The sequence below is a fragment of the Roseimicrobium gellanilyticum genome, assembly GCF_003315205.1.
In the GTDB taxonomy this organism is placed as follows: domain Bacteria; phylum Verrucomicrobiota; class Verrucomicrobiia; order Verrucomicrobiales; family Verrucomicrobiaceae; genus Roseimicrobium; species Roseimicrobium gellanilyticum.
Window position 1 is genome coordinate 762670 of sequence record NZ_QNRR01000001.1, and the last position, 17274, is coordinate 779943.

Annotated in this window: 17 protein-coding genes; 12 read left to right on the top strand and 5 right to left on the bottom strand. The window is 60.0% G+C overall.

Annotated features, from left to right (window positions below; all coding sequences use genetic code 11):
- Positions 1 to 11: 11 nt before the first annotated feature.
- Positions 12 to 842: a hypothetical protein gene (locus DES53_RS03030; RefSeq protein ID WP_113956717.1), complete on the bottom strand. Its 831-nt coding sequence runs from the start codon at positions 840 to 842 to the stop codon at positions 12 to 14.
- Between the two features lie 44 nt (positions 843 to 886).
- Positions 887 to 1375, bottom strand: coding sequence for an anthrone oxygenase family protein (locus tag DES53_RS03035; RefSeq protein ID WP_113956718.1), 489 nt, complete (start codon positions 1373 to 1375; stop codon positions 887 to 889).
- 334 nt (positions 1376 to 1709) lie between these two features.
- Here DES53_RS03035 and DES53_RS03040 point away from each other — a divergent pair, with 334 nt between their 5' ends.
- The 3 genes from DES53_RS03040 (at position 1710) to DES53_RS32385 (ending at position 5260) form a co-directional block, all read left to right on the top strand.
- Complete coding sequence (locus tag DES53_RS03040) at positions 1710 to 4331, top strand: serine/threonine-protein kinase (protein ID WP_170156808.1); 2622 nt, start codon at positions 1710 to 1712, stop codon at positions 4329 to 4331.
- 153 nt (positions 4332 to 4484) lie between these two features.
- Positions 4485 to 4730: a hypothetical protein gene (locus DES53_RS03045; RefSeq protein ID WP_113956720.1), complete on the top strand. Its 246-nt coding sequence runs from the start codon at positions 4485 to 4487 to the stop codon at positions 4728 to 4730.
- Between the two features lie 41 nt (positions 4731 to 4771).
- Positions 4772 to 5260, top strand: a complete 489-nt coding sequence (locus tag DES53_RS32385; protein WP_147263187.1) for a hypothetical protein — start codon at positions 4772 to 4774, stop codon at positions 5258 to 5260.
- A 26-nt stretch (positions 5261 to 5286) separates the two neighbouring features.
- On the opposite strand, the gene DES53_RS03055 is transcribed toward DES53_RS32385, so the two are convergent.
- The gene (locus DES53_RS03055) at positions 5287 to 6714 is read right to left on the bottom strand and encodes an SGNH/GDSL hydrolase family protein (RefSeq protein ID WP_113956722.1); all 1428 of its coding nucleotides are present in this window, start codon (positions 6712 to 6714) and stop codon (positions 5287 to 5289) included.
- 190 nt (positions 6715 to 6904) lie between these two features.
- On the opposite strand from DES53_RS03055, the gene DES53_RS03060 reads away from it, so the two are divergent.
- From DES53_RS03060 to DES53_RS03090, 7 genes are all read left to right on the top strand, one after another.
- Complete coding sequence (locus DES53_RS03060; RefSeq protein ID WP_113956723.1) at positions 6905 to 7387, top strand: MSMEG_0572/Sll0783 family nitrogen starvation response protein; 483 nt, start codon at positions 6905 to 6907, stop codon at positions 7385 to 7387.
- A 12-nt stretch (positions 7388 to 7399) separates the two neighbouring features.
- A complete protein-coding gene (locus tag DES53_RS03065; protein ID WP_113956724.1) occupies positions 7400 to 8440 on the top strand; it encodes a Nit6803 family nitrilase in 1041 nt (346 codons plus the stop codon).
- A complete protein-coding gene (locus DES53_RS03070; RefSeq protein WP_113956725.1) occupies positions 8352 to 9548 on the top strand; it encodes an MSMEG_0568 family radical SAM protein in 1197 nt (398 codons plus the stop codon). Before DES53_RS03065 ends, DES53_RS03070 begins: the two co-directional genes overlap by 89 nt.
- A 45-nt stretch (positions 9549 to 9593) precedes the next feature.
- Complete coding sequence (locus DES53_RS03075; protein WP_113956726.1) at positions 9594 to 9869, top strand: MSMEG_0570 family nitrogen starvation response protein; 276 nt, start codon at positions 9594 to 9596, stop codon at positions 9867 to 9869.
- A gap of 33 nt (positions 9870 to 9902) precedes the next feature.
- Entirely contained in the window at positions 9903 to 11234 is a 1332-nt protein-coding gene (locus DES53_RS03080) for an MSMEG_0569 family flavin-dependent oxidoreductase (protein WP_211325421.1), read from the top strand.
- A gap of 57 nt (positions 11235 to 11291) precedes the next feature.
- On the top strand, positions 11292 to 11861 hold the full coding sequence (locus tag DES53_RS03085; protein ID WP_113956727.1) for an MSMEG_0567/Sll0786 family nitrogen starvation N-acetyltransferase: 570 nt from the start codon (positions 11292 to 11294) through the stop codon (positions 11859 to 11861).
- Between the two features lie 401 nt (positions 11862 to 12262).
- Entirely contained in the window at positions 12263 to 13237 is a 975-nt protein-coding gene (locus DES53_RS03090) for a sll0787 family AIR synthase-like protein (RefSeq protein WP_113957176.1), read from the top strand.
- Between the two features lie 160 nt (positions 13238 to 13397).
- Here the strand turns inward: DES53_RS03090 and DES53_RS03095 are convergent, their stop codons facing one another.
- The gene (locus tag DES53_RS03095) at positions 13398 to 14408 is read right to left on the bottom strand and encodes a LacI family DNA-binding transcriptional regulator (protein ID WP_170156809.1); all 1011 of its coding nucleotides are present in this window, start codon (positions 14406 to 14408) and stop codon (positions 13398 to 13400) included.
- 126 nt (positions 14409 to 14534) lie between these two features.
- Between DES53_RS03095 and DES53_RS34000 the strand changes: the two genes are divergently transcribed.
- The gene (locus DES53_RS34000) at positions 14535 to 14771 is read left to right on the top strand and encodes an addiction module protein (RefSeq protein WP_170156810.1); all 237 of its coding nucleotides are present in this window, start codon (positions 14535 to 14537) and stop codon (positions 14769 to 14771) included.
- Between the two features lie 293 nt (positions 14772 to 15064).
- On the opposite strand, the gene DES53_RS03105 is transcribed toward DES53_RS34000, so the two are convergent.
- Complete coding sequence (locus DES53_RS03105) at positions 15065 to 15562, bottom strand: DUF1294 domain-containing protein (RefSeq protein ID WP_170156811.1); 498 nt, start codon at positions 15560 to 15562, stop codon at positions 15065 to 15067.
- Here DES53_RS03105 and DES53_RS03110 point away from each other — a divergent pair.
- Positions 15561 to 17195, top strand: coding sequence for a PQQ-dependent sugar dehydrogenase (locus DES53_RS03110; protein ID WP_113956730.1), 1635 nt, complete (start codon positions 15561 to 15563; stop codon positions 17193 to 17195). The two genes, DES53_RS03105 and DES53_RS03110, sit on opposite strands and share 2 nt — an antisense overlap.
- Positions 17196 to 17274: the final 79 nt, after the last annotated feature.

A 17274-nucleotide genomic window follows, 5' to 3' on the forward strand; every position in this document is an offset into this window, starting at 1 on the left:
CGTTGCTTTCTCTACTCCTTCGCTGGCGAAGGGGACTTCTCCATGAGCTCCTTCTTGATGCCATCCACACCCTTCTTCCCCGCTTGTACGATCTCACTCCAGGCCTTTGCAGCCTCGTCCTGGTTGGAGCCCAGGGAGCGCAGGATGGCATCGGAGATTTCGACGCCTTCCTTGGTGTGCAGGTCATAGGCATGGAATCCACGGGGAATGGCGCTTGCCGCCAGCGTGGCTGCGGCGTCTTTCAGGTGCGGATCGTCGATCGGAATCTGAGAGCGTACCACGTAAAAGGTCGCCAGGAACAGCACGCCTTCTGCATCATCTCGATTCACATTCACCGATTGAAAGTAGCCCAGCATCTTTTCACCGAACTGTTTGCTGCCTTCCGTCAGGCCCGGGGTGTCGATGTAGTCCTTCACGGCCTTGATGGCGGCGTCGGTTCCGTTCTGGGACTCCACCTTCAGGAACTCGATGGACTTGCTCACCATGTCGGACGCGAGCAGGTCATCCAGCTTCTTCGCGTAGAACTCTGCTTGCACGTAGTCCTTCTTTTCCAAGGCGGTGGAGAGTTCATCGTAGCGAGCCTTGGCCGCTGCGAGGTCGACTCCGTTCAACGCCTTTTTCGCGCTGGAGAGATCCACCGCGGTGAGCTTGGTCTTGAAGCCATCCCAGTCCTTTTGCACACTGGAGAGTGCGTCGCGAGTCAGTGTCTTGGCCTTGGCTACAAGCGATGTGTCGCCAGGGGAATCAGTCGCATTGCCTGAGGCTGGAGGCGAGGTGCTTTCACCGCAGGAAGAGAGGGCAAGGATGCCAAGGAGTGACAGTGAGCGAAACGTGCTTCTCATGAGGCTGGAGGGAACGAAACGGAGGGGCCGTGCGTTCGGACACTCTAGCTGGAAAGTCTGTTCAACGCCACGATGAAGGATGCCATCGCCCCCAGCGAGGCCACCGTGCGCACGTGGTTCCAGAAGGTCCAGGTGACGAGGTAGTCTGCCCAAAGCTTCGCGCCTTCCGCGCTGGAGGGATCCACAGCATCCAGCGCGTTGTTGCGCGGGACGTTGAACATCATCGTGAAGACGAAGCTGCCGGCGAAATACAGCACGCTGCCGATGAGCAGCCATGTCATGGCCGAAGGAGGTCTTTGCACGAAGGTGAGCACCGTGATGAGCACACAGAGCAGCGCCGTGCCGATGAAGAGCGGGATGAACCACGGATTGATGATCACCACATTGATGGACTGCATGGCCGCGATGCCCTTCTCCGGAGGCAGCTTGCCAAGTGCCTTCATGATGAACGTGGAGAAGGCAAAAAAGATGCCAGCGACAAGCCCACTGCCCAGTGTGGCGATGAAGGTGGTGGTGTAGAGGAGGGACGACATATCACCGGCTCATGCGTGGTCAGGAATGTGATCCCGATTCCAATCTTGTCCATGAATTCAAACTGCACGCATACGGCTGCGCAGTAGCCCGGAGACTGTGCAAATTCATCGGAGGAAATTTGATTGCGTCGGGGTGGGAGTGTGGGCTAAATCCACTGCGAACATGAGGACTTCATGCCAGACTGGACAAATCTTCCCTGCGTCTCAGTGGAGCGTGCTTCGCCGTGCTGAAAGCGGAAATGGGTTTCCTTATGAATTGCCCCGGCAAGGATAGCTGCTTTTCACTTCTCCCTCCCGCGAAATGGATTTCAGTGAAGACGTATCTCCCCCGCCCGTGACGGCATCTCGCGGACAGGATTCCGATACGGTGCGCGCACTTGATAGCGCCGAGGGCAACGTGGTACAGGCCGTGGGAAGCACCGTGCGAGCCAATTCCCAGCTTTCCGATTGGGAGCCCCCAGACCTCAATGATGTGGCTGGCATGCTCCCACAGTTCAGCTTCGAGAAGTTCCTGGGGCGTGGCGGCATGGGAGCTGTATATCTCGCGCATCAACTGGGCCTTGAGCGGAAGGTGGCCATCAAATTGCTGCCGGCCATCCTGGCGGAGGACCAGCAGTTTGTGGAGTGGTTCCGTAGGGAGGCACGCGTGCTTGCCCAGTTGAGCCATCCTGGAATCGTTACCATTCACGATTTCGGGCAGACGCAGGAGGGGAACTACTATGTCGTGATGGAGTATGTGGAAGGGGCCAACCTGCACCAGATCATTCGTGGTGATGGCCTCGAACCGCGACAAGCACTCGACCTTGTCGTGCAGATCTGCGAGGCCCTGGAGTATGCTCACAGCCAGGGCGTGATACATCGGGACATCAAACCTGCCAACGTGCTGGTGTCCCGTTCAGGGCAGGCAAAGCTCGCTGACTTCGGTCTCGCCAAGTTCATCCAGAAGCAGGAGGGCGCCGAGCCCGCACTCACGCGCACAAATCAGGTGATGGGCACACCGGATTACATGGCTCCCGAGCAGCGCGAGGGACGGGCTGCCGATGAACGTGCAGACATCTACTCTCTGGGAGTGCTCTTCTATGAAATGCTGACCGGCGAGCGTCCTCAAGTGATTCTGGACAAGCTGAGCAGCCGGGTCAATCTCGACAGCCGCCTTGATAAAGTGGTGGCAAAGGCCCTTCAGCAGCAGCCTGAGCGCCGCTACCAACAGGTAAGCACCATGAAGGGGGATCTGAACAGGATCCGAAAGACGGCGGTCAGCCGGCATCGGACCTTACTCTGGGTTGTGGCGTTTTCGTTGCCGTTGCTCTTGCTCGCCACTGCCGGAATCATGTTCTGGTACAGCCCTGTTCCAGTTCCCTCGTCTTCCGAAACGCAGCCCCCTCCACCCGCGCCAGGGCCTGAGAGACAAGCAGAACCAATGCCCGAAGACAGGCCGACTACCTTGGCGTATGCCCCGGAAGAAGCGGGAAGTGGATGGACGGTGGTGCCACCCATCACCGATACCGACTTGCACTGCGTTTGGGGGTGGGATCCACGCAACGTGTGGGCCGTGGGCCAGAAGGGCACGATTCTGCACTTTGATGGATCCTCCTGGAAAAAGATGGACTCAGGCACTTTGGAGGACCTGTTTGCCGTCGTGGGCACACAAGATGGAACGTGCGTGTGGGCCGCTGGCGACCACGGAACCATCCTGCGCTTCCGCGCAGGACAGTGGGAGACCATGGCGTCTGGCACTACGGAGAGGCTGCTTGCCATTGTTTGTTGTTGTCCAAATCACGCCTGGGCCGCGGGAGAGAACGGCTCTCTCTGTCGATGGGAGAATATGAAATGGTCGACGCGGTCCAGCGGCACGACCCGGACCCTGCGTTCCCTTTTCGGAGTCAAAGTGAACAATATCTGGGCGGCCGGGGACCATGGCTTTGTCATGCACTGGGACGGTCGTCGCTGGCAGGCCGAGGATTCGGGAACGCAGATGGACATTCACCATGTTTGCGAGATGGATCCCACGGGAGTCGTTGCCTCGGGCAGGGAGGGTACCATGATGTTCCGCGAGGCGCCCAATCGATGGAAGCCCTATCGAAACAGTCCTTACTTCGGTCCCGACGGCGCGCGTTTCACCTTTCTGGGATTCAGCGGCTCCGATAGCCTGGCGTGGTCCATCACGGACCGCAGCTGGATGTTGAAGGGCGATGAGTTCGATTGGCTTGCGGTGCGCCTTCCTGTCCAGTCCAGGCTCAACTCTCTCTGGGGTCACCGGGATCTGTTCCAGTGCGCCGTGGGACAAAAAGGGGCGATCATTGTTCGTGGCAAGTCTGACTTGGATGTCCCTGAACGCAGCCTCGGCATGTCCGGCGATCCTTCGCCACGCAGTGCCACCGACCCCAGTTGGAAGGACTTGCTGAAGAATGTAGATCCTGCGAACCATTCGCTGACCGGCGCATGGAGGCTGGGGCCTGAAGGGCTTTTCATTGTGCAGCCCACATTCCTCGGCACATGCGAGCTTCCCTTTGAAGGGGCATTGCCCGCCGAGTATGACTTGCGCGTGTGTGTGACCCGCCACACCCGGGAGGAGAGCATCCAGATCGCCTTTCGAAAGGGTGATCGGGGCGCAGCCTTTGTACTGGATGCCCCCCTACCGTCGCAAAGCTTGATGCTCGCGGGGTTGGAGCATGTCCAAGGCCTGGGCTTGTTTGAAAAGAATCCCACAAGGCTCACCCGTCCCCGCTGGCTTCTTTCAGGCGTGCCTCATGAAATCATCCTTCGTGTGAGGAATTCCGGCCTCTCGGTCGATGTGGATGGGTCTCAAATTTTCCAATGGAGAGGGGACTGGAACACTTGTTCCCAGACGGGCGGCTGGTTCCCTTCGAAAGTAGGTATCCGGCCCATCTTCGCCGTTGGCAGCAGTCGCAGCGAGGCGGTTTTCCACGTCGTTGAGATGAAAGCGCTCCCGTAGGTGGGAGGTGCCGCAACCGGGGCTTCCCGGGCAGAGACAATTGCCCCGCACCTGCTACACCCGGGCGGTGGGCTTCGGCATGTGCCGGTGAATCCACACTATTTACCGCACCAACTGTCAGACTGCGCATTTCATCCGCAGTGTCCCACTACCATGAAGGTCATTCTCTCCCGCCTTGCTGTCGCTTTCAGCTCACTTGGTGTCATCGGCTGCGCCGCCTCCGATGGCGGCTACCCTGCCTCCATGGCCCACGGTCAATCGTCCGGTGGTCGCACCTACGAGCAAGCAAGGGAGTACTCCTATCGGGTGGATGCCAGTGATAGTTACCCGTGGACCGTCAACACCCGTCCTCAAGAAAATTGGAATCGCAATAGAAACATCAACGACGCCGCTCGCTAGTCGTGTGGAGATTCCGCAATCAACTGCACCCCCCTGAACTCATGGCCCAGCCTCCTTCTCTTCCTGCCGGTACACCTTCACCCCAGATTGTCTACGTCCAGGCGCCCGCCAAAAAAGGATGTGGCTGCGGTACCTTTGGTTGTGTGTTCCTCGTTCTCTTGGCGGTAGCGGGCGTGGTAGCCTTCTGCGTGTTCTTGGGGGTGGGACTGAATGCGTTCGGTAAGGATTTGGAGCGTAAAATTCACCGAAGTGGTCCCGATATCATGGCCATAGCCCATCCAACCGCCACCTATCAAACCTGCCAATTTGTTGGCGGTGACGAGGCTGGAGATTACCTGCGGCTCGACTATGACTTGGGCTATAAGGACAACGTTTTTACAGGGCAGACCTACTACCTTCGCCTTCAGGTTTTTCTCGATCAAGGCTACTTCTATAATCAGCAGTTCCACCATTGGAGTTGGGGACGCGATACCGGCCCCGTCCCACCGGGCGCTGCACTGGAGGCCATTCAGAAGCTGCTCACGGAATAGTGTGCTGCACCCACCGTTGCGTCCTGCTACTTGTCCGAGAACACCTTCAGAGGAGGCGTCCGAACTCGAATCGCCTGAATACGAGACTCCGTTCCCCCGGTGAGCTCCAGCGTATGTTTCTCATTCGCCAATCCTTGCAATAGAATCACCGGCGTTTCCACAGTCGGCTCCACCACCATCGGTGCCTGGAAGGTATCCATGAACCACGGGACGATGCTCCACTTCACGGTGAACTTCTCCGGCACCGGCTTGAGCCCGGACATGCCCATGGGGAAGGCAACACCCCAATCCTCCGGCTCGATGACGATGCGTCCTGACTTCGAAACAAACTTCTGGTCGCTGCGCCCCTCACCATCCGCCCCCGTCTTGGAACCGGAAAGCGTGAAGGAGAAGAGCTTGTCATCAGAGCCTTCCTTTTTCACCTCCATGGTCCAGTCTTCCACGAGGGGCATCTTCACTGAGTGCAGCGGCATGATGACCGGCCAGTGACCACCGGGCTTTGCGACCGCGCGCGTGAAGCCATAGAGCTCTTTCAATTCAGAGGGTCTCTTGCCATCGATGCTCACCTGTACCGGCTTCGCATTCGTGCCGGGTGCCACGACGAGTTCCACCGCACTGCCTTCGAAGTCGAGCGTCAGCTTGCCATTCTCCCACTTCACATCCTTGCCTACCACATAGTCCTTCGTCCATGCCTCCGCGGGTGAAGGCCCAAGCTTGGGGTCATAGCGTAGATAGGAAATCACAGCAGCGGCCATCACCGCTTCGCCTTTTTCGTTCAAATGCACCGCATCCGTGAGCAGCGCCTGCGGCTCCAGCTTCTGCTGTGTGAGGTAGTTCTTCCAGATGGTGCGCTGGTCGCAGAATTCCGTTTGATACACGCGCGAGATCTTCGGCAGCCACGTGAAGTTCATGAAGCCATTCCAGTTGCCGCTGTTGATGGCATTCTTCGCGGGGTCGGTATCCTCCACGATCTTGTCCTTCGCGCCGAGATGATCATTCTGCTGCAAGACCTCCGCCCCGGTGCGCTCGCGAAGACGCTTGAAGATGTCCTCATATTTGTCGTGCGCTCCATACACATGGAAGATCACCAGGTCCGGCTGGAAGGGATACAGGTCCGTCTCCGCCGTCTTCACCAGCAGGTGCGAGCTGTAACCACTGAGCGCCCGGTTCTCTGAGACGATGTTCGCATTCGGAAAGCGCTTCTTCAGATCCTTGATGACGAGCTTCGTCCACTTCTGCGCCGTGATGCTCTGCCCATAGAAGAGGATGCGCACCGTGTTCTTCTTCTGCGGTGTGCTTTCCGCCAACAGACGCATGGTGCGCTGGATGTTCTTGCCGCGCTGGGAGGCATCGCCGGTATCGATGGAGTCCGCCGCATTCGCGTGTTGCATCAGCAGTGTCTGTGAGCAGGCAAATGCCAGAAAGGCAGCGGAGAGAGTGCGTCGAAAAAACATTGACCCGTTCTACCAGAGCCCCGCACAAACGGCGAAATGAAATCATGCAACGATGTGCACGAATCCTCCCTCCGCCGGCATGACCTGGCACGGTGGGTGGCATCCCGACTGCTGAATGCTCAGGCGTGCGCCGCACTGCGACCATCAACCCGCGGGGCGGCATTTCTGGAAACTCCAATACCCACCGAACATGCCCGAAGTAAAACTGGAAGCTCACAAGGACGGCGACGTGCTCGTCGATTACGAACAGAAGGTCTTTGAGGACGTGAAGGCCAATCCCGGCGAGAAGGCACTCGTGACCTTCCACGGCGTGGCGTTTGAAGGCTCCATCGGCCTGGTGAATACGCTCAATGCCACCCGCCTCCTGCGGAAGGGCTACGAGACCTCCATCCTGCTGTATGGACCCGGCGTCACCCTCGGATTCCAGCGCGGCTTTCCCACGCTGGGAGATGAGGCATTCCCCGGCCACCTGCTGGTGAACAAGCGCCTCGCCACCTTCATGGCCGAGGGCGGCAAGATCTATGCCTGCCGCTTCTCCACCCAGGCCCTCTACGGCCAGACGGAGAAGGCCTTCATCCCCGGCATCATCCCCATCAACCCGCTGGATGTGCTGGACTGCATCCTCCTGCATCAGCGCGCGAATGCGGTGATGATCCACTCCTGGAATCTCTAACACGTCCAAGCCATGTCAATCATCCGAGCCGCCGCGGTGCAAATCGCCCCGGATCTGACAAGCTGCGAAGGCACGGTGGACCGCGTCTGCCGTGCCATCGCGGAGGCCGCCGGGAAGAAGGTCGCGCTGGCGGTCTTCCCGGAGACGTTCATCCCGTACTACCCGTACTTCTCCTTCGTGGAGCCGGCGGTGAGCATGGGGAAGGAGCACATGCGGCTCTATGAGAATGCCGTGGAAATCCCCGGCTGGGTGCCGGAAATCCTCTCCCAGCAGGCGGCGAAGTACGGCATGGTGCTGGTGGTGGGGGTGAATGAGCGCGAACACGGTTCGCTCTACAACACCCAGCTCATCTTCGATGCGGACGGCAGCCTGCTGCTGAAGCGTCGCAAGATCACGCCCACCTACCACGAGCGCATGGTCTGGGGGCAGGGCGATGGCTCCGGGCTGAAGGTGGTGCAGAGCGAGGTGGGCCGCATCGGCGCGCTTGCCTGCTGGGAGCACTACAATCCGCTCGCCCGCTTCTCCCTCATGGCGCAGCACGAGCAAATCCACTGCGCGCAGTTCCCCGGCTCCATGGTGGGGCCCATCTTCCGCGACCAGATCGAGGTGACCATCCGGCATCATGCGCTGGAGAGCGGCTGCTTCGTGGTGAATGCCACCGGCTGGCTCACGGACGAGCAGGTGAACTCCATTTCACCCGACCCGAAGATGCGCAAAGCCCTGCGCGGCGGCTGCTACACGGCCATCATCTCGCCCGAGGGGGTGCCCATAACTGAACCAATTACCGAAGGAGAAGGCATGGCGATTGCTGACCTCGACTTCGATCTCATCACCAAGCGCAAGCGGATGATGGATTCCGTGGGCCACTACTCCAGGCCCGACCTGCTTTCCCTTCGCGTTCATCGCGAGCCCTACACGCAGACCATTCCTCCTTTTCAGAGCCAACTCCAATCCCGTTCCGAAGATGTCACAACGTCTCAGCCTCAACTCACCGCAGGACGTGAGCTCCTTCCAGACCTCGGTGCAGACGCACAAGCAACTGCTGGCGTCTGAGCTGCAGTCGCAAGGCATCCGCATGGTGGATGAGGCTGCGTCCTCAGCCAGCCGCCGTGGAGGCGCCGGTCCCAGTGACCACAAGGCCATCACCCTGCTGGGCACCACCATCATGGTGCCCATCCACACCCGCCCGGCACATGCGTCCATCTTCACCGCAGACCCGCCGGATGCCTCGGGCAAGTCCATGCTCTATCGCAATGGCGTCGCAGAGGCTCCACTGCAGTTCCCGCCGCAGCCGAAGTTCTACGGACTGAGCACGGCAGATGGCATCCCTTACTGGAAGATTGGCCAGCTCCACTCACACAACGTTTTGGCAACGACGGTCCTGCAGACCTGCATCCGCTATGGGAACAGCGACACCAAGTGCCAGTTCTGCGCCATCGGTGAATCCCTGCGTGCAGGTCGCACGATTTCGAAGAAGTCCCCCGCACAGCTCGCGGAAGTCGCAGAGGCAGCCATGCGTTTGGATGGCGTGGAGCAGGTGGTGCTCACCACGGGCACTCCTCCCACGGAAGATCGCGGTGCAGCCGTGTTGGTGGAGGTAGCACAGGCCATCAAGGAACGCACCGGTCTGGCCATCCAGGCACAATGCGAGCCGCCGGCGGATTTCGTGTGGTTTGATCGCTTGAAGGCTGTCGGCGTCGATTCGCTCGGCATGCATCTGGAAGCGTGGAGCGAGCATGTGCGGGCGCGCATCATGCCGGGGAAGGCACAGGTGTCAGTGTCCTTTTACCTGAAGGCCTTCGAGGCTGCCGTCTCCGTCTTTGGCCGTGGCCAGGTCAGCACCTATCTGCTGGCAGGCTTGGGAGATGCCGTGGAGGAACTTTTGGAGGGCTCCTGGCAGCTCATCGCGCGTGGCGTGTATCCCTTCGTCGTCCCCTTCGTGCCCATCAGCGGCACGCCGCTGGCAAATCAAACACCACCCACCGCCGAGTTCATGCGCGCCGTGCTGGAGCCCTTGGGGAACATGCTGCGCACTGCAGGCATGACCTCAGACACCGTGAAGGCCGGCTGCGCCAAGTGCGGCGCCTGCTCCTCCCTCTCCACTTTTGAGAAGGGAAATGGCGATGCCCTCGCCACCGCTTCTCCCTGCGCCGTGGGTTAGCGGCCTTGTCCCCTGTTCCTTGTCCCTTATCCCTCTCCTCCTTCCATGCCCGAAGTCATATTCACCGTTGAACTGCCCGATGGCTCGAAGCGCGAGTGCTACTCGCCCTCCACCGTCGTCTGTAACTATTTTCACAAGGGCGATGAGATGCCGCTCACCGAGTTCGTGAGCCGCAGCCGCCGCGCCCTCACGGAGGCATCGGAGCGTGTGCGGGCCAGGTATGGCTTCGCCTGCTCTTCCGCGGCCGATCAGCTGGAGCAAATCGAGCGCTTCACCCGTACCCAGCCCGAGGAGGGCACCGTGCGCATCCTGAGTATTTAAAGAAAAAATGCAAACACCCCTTGGTCACTTGTCATGAGCCAGCCTCCTACTGAATCCGTCACCGGCATTGTGCCGCCCCCTGCGTTGCCCACGCATTATCCCGTCATCATCATCGGCGGAGGGCAGGCCGGTCTCTCCATGAGTTACTGCCTCAAGGAGCGCGGCATCCAGCACCTTGTCTTCGAGCGGGATCGCATCGGCGAATCCTGGCGTACGAAGCGGTGGGATTCCTTCTGCCTCGTCACGCCGAACTGGCAATGCAAGCTCCCGGGCTTCAATTACTCCGGCTCCGATCCGCATGGCTTCATGAAGAAAGATGAGATTGTGACCTACATTGAAGAGTACGCGAAGTCCTTCCAGCCCCCGGTGCATGAAGGCGTGTCGGTCCATCGTCTCAAGAAGAATGAAGCCGGGACTTATGAACTCAGCACCACCATCGGTGAGTACACCGCTGACCAGGTGGTGATTGCCACCGGTGGCTATCAAGATGGCAAGACGCCGCGTATCGCGGAGCGTTTCCCGGAGAACATCTTTCAGGTGCACTCCAGTGACTACAAGAACGGCAGCATGCTCCCTCCGGGCGAAGTGCTGGTAGTAGGCTCGGGTCAGTCCGGCTGTCAGATTGCCGAGGACCTGCATCTCGAGGGAAGAAAGGTCCACCTCTGCGTCGGTGGCGCACCACGCACCGCTCGCCGCTATCGCGGACGCGATGTCGTCGATTGGCTCCACGATATGGGCTACTACAACAAGCCCGTGCACGAGCATCCGCAGAAGGAACGTGTGCGCGCCAAGGCGAATCACTACGTCACCGGTCGTGATGGCGGCAGAGACATCGACCTGCGCCGCTTCGCCACGGAAGGCATGCAGCTCTACGGCCGCCTTCTGGACCTGAAGCAGGGCAAGCTCAGTTTTGGAGATGACTTGAAGCACAATCTGGACCGCGCGGACGAAGTGGCGAACAGCATCAAAGCCACCATCGACAAGTACATCAACTCCATGCACATCACCGCCCCCACGGAAGCGCCTTACAAGCCGCTGTGGGAGCCGGCACAGCCGGTGAAGGACTTGGAGATCGCGAACTCGGGCATCACTTCCATCGTATGGTGCGTGGGCTTCTCTGCGGATTACAGTTGGATTGAGGTGCCCATCTTCGATGGCAAGGGCTATCCCAGTCACCAGCGAGGCGTGTCCACCGTGCCGGGCATTTACTTCCTCGGTCTGCCCTGGCAGTACACCTGGGGATCGGGCCGATTCTCCGGCGTGGCTCAAGATGCGCGCTATCTCGCGGGATACATCGAGCAGCGACACATCGCACCCCAGCCTGGCACCACGCGCGGCTTGAATGAACTCGCGCTGGGTTCCTGAAGCGCCTTTGGCACGCACTCTGCATTCACTTCTGCGAATCCATCAGTCACCCCTCCCATGCTGTTTGATCCTTATCCTGAATACCGCCCGCGCGATTTCATCTTCAAGATTGCCGAGACCCCGGTAGAGCTGGATGGCTACTGGCGCTTGAGACGGCAGGTCTTCTGCGAGGAGCAGCATGTGTTTCATGATGGTAATGATCGCGATGCCATCGATGACCACGCCATCCCCATCATTTGTGCCACCCTCGTGGCAGGTATGGTGGATGAGGTGGTGGGTGTCGTGCGCATCGATGAGCGGCAGCCGCGTCTCTGGTATGGCAGCCGCCTGTGTGTGGATGCGGCCTTCCGTCGCCTCACCCAGCTCAGCCCCGGTGTGAGCGTGCGGAATCATCAGCCCGTGTACAAGGGCTTTGGCGCTCTCGGTGCCGGGCTCATCTACAAGGCGGTCTCGACTGCAAATGCCATCGGCTGTGAGACGTTCCTCGCAGATGTGCAGGAGCAGAATGAAAAATTCTTCCAGCGCCTGCACTGGCGGAAGCTGGGGGAGCGCACATTGCATGGCTTGCGCCACATCCACATGACCGCGGAGCTCAGCCACTACCCGCCCGCGGAGATGGTGGCATAATACTTGGTGTGCTGAGCGCAAGTTTGACAGAGCCTCCATCTCTCCACTTGAACCATGCCGCCGAGCCAATTTGCACATGGGACGAAACGTGCGCTTTGCGTCTTGGAGTGCGGTGGCAAGCTTCAGGCGCGACACCGCTTTGACCGAAGCGAATGCGTGCGACGTGGTCACCTGGTCATCCAAGACCCAAGCGCATCTCCTGGCGGATGGGACTTGCTTGCGGTACTGCACGGCAGATGCACGCCAGACTCCTCCGCTCAAAGCGGTGTCGCGCTTACGCTTGCCACCGTACTCCACGACGCAAAGCGTTCCGATATGGTGCTGGGTTCTCTTGGGAGAGAGTGTAGCCGCATTGCAGTGGAGCAGGAGATGGTGGGTAACCTTCCATGACCGTCCACCGCATGGAGCCCCTGTCAGCCCTCATCGCTTCCCTCCGCGCCCATCCCAATGTCGCGGAGAAGCTGAACATCCTTCAGGCCTACGCCCCGAGTCTTCCCGTATCCGGAGGAATTGAAGTCGGAGATGACGCCGCCGCCATCCCCGACGGAAACGGCTATCTCCTCTTCGCTGCCGAGGGCATGATGGAGGCCTTCATCGAAAAGGATCCCTGGTTCGCCGGCTACAGTGCCGTGATGGTGAATCTCAGCGACGTCGCCGCCATGGGTGGCATCCCCACCGCCGTGGTGGATGTGATGTGGACCCACACCGCCTCACCCATCGCTGCGCAGATCTGGGAAGGCATGCGTGCTGCATCCATGGCCTATGGCGTGCCCATTGTCGGCGGACACACCACCCGCTTCCCCATCGAGCGCACCCCACTCCTTGCCGCCGCTGTCGTAGGTCGCGCTCAGAGCCTCATCTCCAGCTTCGATGCCCGGCCCGGTGATGCTTTGATGATGGCCGTAGACCTGCGCGGCGCCTATCGCTGGGAAGGCTCCCTCTGCTGGAATGCGAGCGTGAATTCCCCTCCACAGCGCCTCCAGACCGATCTGCGTCTTCTCTCCGAACTTGCCAATGAAGGCCTCGTCACTGCCGGCAAGGACATCAGCAACGGAGGCGTCCCCGGCACCCTGGCCATGCTGCTCGCGACATCCCAGTGCGGTGCCACGCTGAACCTCGACACCATCCCCATGTCTCCCGGCGTCGACATGCTGCACTGGCTGGTCTCTTTCCCGAGCTATGGTTATCTCCTCAGCGTGCGCCCAGAAAAAGCCGCCGAAGTACGCGCCAAATTTCAGTCCCGGGACATCGCCTGCGAAGTCATCGGCGAAATCACCCCCTCCGAAGCGGACGCTTCATCACACCCCATCACCATGCAGTGGCACGGCTCAACAGCCCTCTTCACCCACATCACCCCGGCGCCCCACCCAATGTAGAAGGCTTCTCCAGAAGCCTTTCACGCCCGCACGTCCGAGCGCCAACCATTCTCACACCCGCTCATCCCACCCCACCACCAAACCCTCTTTGCGTTTTTTGCGTTCTTTTGCGGCCAATAAAAAAACGTAAACCCCACCCCTGATCCTCCTCCACACCCCACTACCCCCTCCTCCTAATCGTCGGCCCATCCTTCCACGTCCCTTGTACCATGACATCCCGCGGGTGCTCCGGGATGCCCCGTTCATTCGTGTGTAGTTTCTGCACCAGCAGATCCACCGCGGCCGCTCCCACCTGAGCTAGATTGCCATCAATGCCAGCCATGTTCTTGCGTTCCTGCTCGGTGCCAAAGAGATGGGCCACGCCCACGTCCTCCGGCACCCGCACGCGCAGGCGGTCCAGCAGTTCCACGACTCGCTCCTTGTAGGCAATGATGGCATCGGGTCGATGCTTCTCAAACCAGTCACGGAATTTGCTCATGTTCACCATCGAGCCCTCGACCATGAAGGGCGGGCATTGCTCTTCCGCAGGACGTTGCCATTGCTCATCAAGCGCTGCGGCAGACCATTGTCCTCCAACGACTCGGTTGTTGCGCACAGGAATCACGAGCGCAGGCCTTTGATATCCGGCGGCGCGTAGCTCCCGGAACGCGAGTTTCACATTGTAGAAACCATTCAGGTGCACCCGGTCAACGGGCAGTGCATCGAAGTACGTGCTCAAACCCACGACGGAGAAGTGTGAAATATCCTGCCGCGTGAACTGGCCCTCGTCCTGGGAGAAGCCAAGGATCATGCCGGAGATGCCCTGTGCCTGTAGCACCTTGCAGAGGCGTGCCGGATTCTGCCGCACCGACTCCAGTGAGGCCACCTCAACACGGTAGCCAAGTTGCTCCGCCCGATCGCGGATACCGCGGAAGTACCAGCGGCACACGTCCTTTCCCTTCCAGTCCGCTTCGGACAGGTGCGTCACCAGGGCCAGCGTCTCCGCATGTGGTTGTACCCGCCGGCGCCGCTGCGACATCAGCGCCTGCACCAGCGGATTCGGCACGTAGCCGAGGCGCACCGCGTGCCCCTTCACCCGCTGCTTCACATCCGACGTGATGCGCGGGTCATCCCGCAAGGCACGCGAAACCGTCGCCGGGGAAACCCCCGACGCGCGTGCGACATCGAGCATGCAAACCCTGGTTTCCGGCATGTGGTGGTCCGCACACTCCGTGTGCGGTCAGGATTCACCTCGCAGACTTCGTGCCAGAGACCCGGGAGTTGCGAACACACCGGCAGGGAGTAGCATGTGAGAAGTGTGAGTGCGACCGTCGACAGCGTCCTTCAGGAGGCCCTGCAGCTCCCCGAGGAGTCCAGATTGGAGCTTGTAGAGCAGCTTATCATTTGCTCAAGCTCCTACGCTGCAATCGAGCGGGAACAGGTCACAGTGGCGGAAGCGCGATTGGAAGAAATGCAATCGGGCAAAGTAAAGGGTATTCCTCTTGAACAGGCTCTCCGGGAAGTGCGCGAGAAGACAATACGCCGAAGGCGTTAGACACTGTCCAGCCCAAGGTAAGCCTGCGAAGCAGGCGCCACCTTGGGTGTTGGGTGTAGTTTCCTTGAACCCTGAAGGGGTTCCACAAGGAAGCTGCTGCAATGGTTAAAGGCCGCGATAGAGTCAGCAGGCCGGCGTTTGTTGAACGCTTTCAGCGTACTGATAAGTTCTGCTCACCTGGGGTGGCGCCCGCTACGCGAGCTTACCCCAGGCTATGCGTGTTCAACGCCTTCGGCGTAAGCTGCGAAGTTCAATATCAGCATTCCATCCTGGGCCGTGTTGTCGTGGTGTTGTCACACCAGCAGCGCCAGCGACACGATCTGCCACAGCAGCACAATCACCCAGTACACCACCTGAAACCAACGCTTCGCTGTCTTGTGCCTCAGATGCTGTTGCGCGATGTAAGCGCCCGGCCAGCCGCCGAGCAACGAAAAGGCGTGCAGGGTGGTCTCCGGGAGACGCCAGCCATTGGCCTGGGCGCGTCGCTTGTCATGCCAGTAGAGGCCATAGGCGGCCATGCTGAAGAGCATCATGAAGACCATCAAGCCCAGCCACACATCGGACCCGCGGCGCCAGGCGGCGAGGGAAGGCAGCACAAGCAGAAATACCATCAGTGCCGTCCGGGTGCGAACGAGTTGAAGGAGGGATGAGGTGAGTCTTCCTGACTTGCTGCCAGTCATGTGCGCCACAAGGTACGGTGTGCCTGGCGCATCCAGTGCCATGTTTTCAGGTTCCGTGCAATGATTGTAGATGGTGGACGGGCGGGCATGATCTGCTCTATAAGCACCCATGCTCTCTTGCTTCTTCCGCTCATCATTCCAAGTGCCGCTCCAAGCCGCCACGGCGTCCCTCTTGCTTGCTGGGTATGGTTGGACAGCGGAGCCCCGGGATGGCGTGAAGCTGTACCAGCAGTTCTGCTCCATCTGTCACGGGTTGGAAGGGCAGGGGATCCCGAACGTTTTTCCGCCTCTGGCCAAGGCTGACTTTTTGGTGAAGCAGCGCGAGAAGGCGTTGCGTGCGCCGCTGGAGGGACTCGCTGGGAAAATCGAGGTCAATGGTCATGCGTTTGAAGGCGCCATGCCGCCGGTGATGCTCGAGGATGCTGACCTCGCCGCCATCTTTTCACATGTGTACTCCTCATGGGGCAACTCTGGAAATGCTCCCACGGCCGAGGAGATCGCCAGCGTGCGCAAGAAGACCAAGTTCCCCACACTGGCCGCGTTGAAGGCCGCGATGGGCGGAGGAGTGCTGCCTGCAGCGCCAGAAGGTTGGGAATTGAAGGTGGGCGTGGAGCTGAGTTTTTCTCCCGTGCGTCTCGCCATGCACGCAGATGGCGAAACCGTGCTGGCACTTTCCCAGCAGGGGGACATCTGGCAGTGGAAGCCCGGAGACAGCGTGGCCACGAAACTCTTCGATGGCGCGGACTACATCGACCGCAATCTGGGCTCCGAAGCCACCCTGGGCATGACCGTGGACCGCGAAGGCCGTCTGTATGTGACCAGCAACCAGTGCAACAAAAAGACCACTCCCGTGGCCAATGAGGTCACCATCTTCCGCTCGGAACCCTGGGCGAAGGAACGCCCATGGGCAGCACCCAAGCCCTGGTTCCGCACGACCTATCCCTTTGGCGTGGGGCCATACAATCATGGTGTATCACACATCGCCCAGGGACCTGATGGCCTGATGTATGTGAACAGCGGCTCACGCACGGACGGCGGAGAAGCTGGCAAGCAACCGAACTACTCCACCGAAGGCGAAACATCACTCACCGCCTGCCTGTGGCGACTGGATCCGCGTGAGGCGAATCCGAAGCTGGAGGTCTTCGCCAACGGACTGCGCAATACCTACGGATTCTGCTGGGATGACGAGGGACGACTCATCGGCACGGAGAACGGGCCCGACGCCCACGCACCTGAAGAGCTGAATGTCATCCAGAAGGGCGAGCATCATGGCTTTCCCTTTCAGTTCTCCGATTGGGAAAACAAAGCGTACGCCCATACCCCGGATGCGCCGAAGGGACTCAAGTTCGTCCATCCCCTGCGCAATACTGGTCCGGATGGTGGAGCAGCGAAAGAGAACATCTCCACCTTTGATGCACACTCCTGCCCCTCGGGCATTGTATGGCTGGGCGCGGACTGGCCCGCACCGCTCGGTGGCAGTTTCCTCACCGTGCGCTTCGGCAACCTGCTCAAGCTGGAAACAGGCGATGCCGGATTCGATTTGCTTCAGATGAAACCTGACTTTCAGAAAGGCACGGTCACGGTGAAGCAGGTGCTGGCGCCATGGAGCCGACCGATCGACCTACTGGCGATGGCTGGTCACCGTGTGGTGATTGCCGAATATTGCCGTGGCGCGAATCTCGCGGCGGGACTGGGTACTCCGGGGCGATTGCTGGTGCTGCAACCGAAGGCGGCAACGCCGTAACAACGTAGCTCGCGAGTCCCTTCGCGAGTCATTTCAGGGATCACCACTCGCGAAGGGACTCGCGAGCTACGTTGGGCTA

Bases quoted from the DNA above. Each gene is read 5' to 3' on its own strand.
- DES53_RS03030 (WP_113956717.1), bottom strand. From the start codon at position 842: ATGAGAAGCACGTTTCGCTCACTGTCACTCCTTGGCATCCTTGCCCTC.
- DES53_RS03035 (WP_113956718.1), bottom strand. From the start codon at position 1,375: ATGTCGTCCCTCCTCTACACCACCACCTTCATCGCCACACTGGGCAGT.
- DES53_RS03045 (WP_113956720.1), top strand. From the start codon at position 4,485: ATGAAGGTCATTCTCTCCCGCCTTGCTGTCGCTTTCAGCTCACTTGGT.
- DES53_RS32385 (WP_147263187.1), top strand. From the start codon at position 4,772: ATGGCCCAGCCTCCTTCTCTTCCTGCCGGTACACCTTCACCCCAGATT.
- DES53_RS03055 (WP_113956722.1), bottom strand. From the start codon at position 6,714: ATGTTTTTTCGACGCACTCTCTCCGCTGCCTTTCTGGCATTTGCCTGC.
- DES53_RS03060 (WP_113956723.1), top strand. From the start codon at position 6,905: ATGCCCGAAGTAAAACTGGAAGCTCACAAGGACGGCGACGTGCTCGTC.
- DES53_RS03065 (WP_113956724.1), top strand. From the start codon at position 7,400: ATGTCAATCATCCGAGCCGCCGCGGTGCAAATCGCCCCGGATCTGACA.
- DES53_RS03070 (WP_113956725.1), top strand. From the start codon at position 8,352: ATGTCACAACGTCTCAGCCTCAACTCACCGCAGGACGTGAGCTCCTTC.
- DES53_RS03075 (WP_113956726.1), top strand. From the start codon at position 9,594: ATGCCCGAAGTCATATTCACCGTTGAACTGCCCGATGGCTCGAAGCGC.
- DES53_RS03080 (WP_211325421.1), top strand. From the start codon at position 9,903: ATGAGCCAGCCTCCTACTGAATCCGTCACCGGCATTGTGCCGCCCCCT.
- DES53_RS03085 (WP_113956727.1), top strand. From the start codon at position 11,292: ATGCTGTTTGATCCTTATCCTGAATACCGCCCGCGCGATTTCATCTTC.
- DES53_RS03090 (WP_113957176.1), top strand. From the start codon at position 12,263: ATGGAGCCCCTGTCAGCCCTCATCGCTTCCCTCCGCGCCCATCCCAAT.
- DES53_RS03095 (WP_170156809.1), bottom strand. From the start codon at position 14,408: ATGCTCGATGTCGCACGCGCGTCGGGGGTTTCCCCGGCGACGGTTTCG.
- DES53_RS03110 (WP_113956730.1), top strand. From the start codon at position 15,561: ATGCTCTCTTGCTTCTTCCGCTCATCATTCCAAGTGCCGCTCCAAGCC.
- DES53_RS03105 (WP_170156811.1), bottom strand. From the start codon at position 15,562: ATGGGTGCTTATAGAGCAGATCATGCCCGCCCGTCCACCATCTACAAT.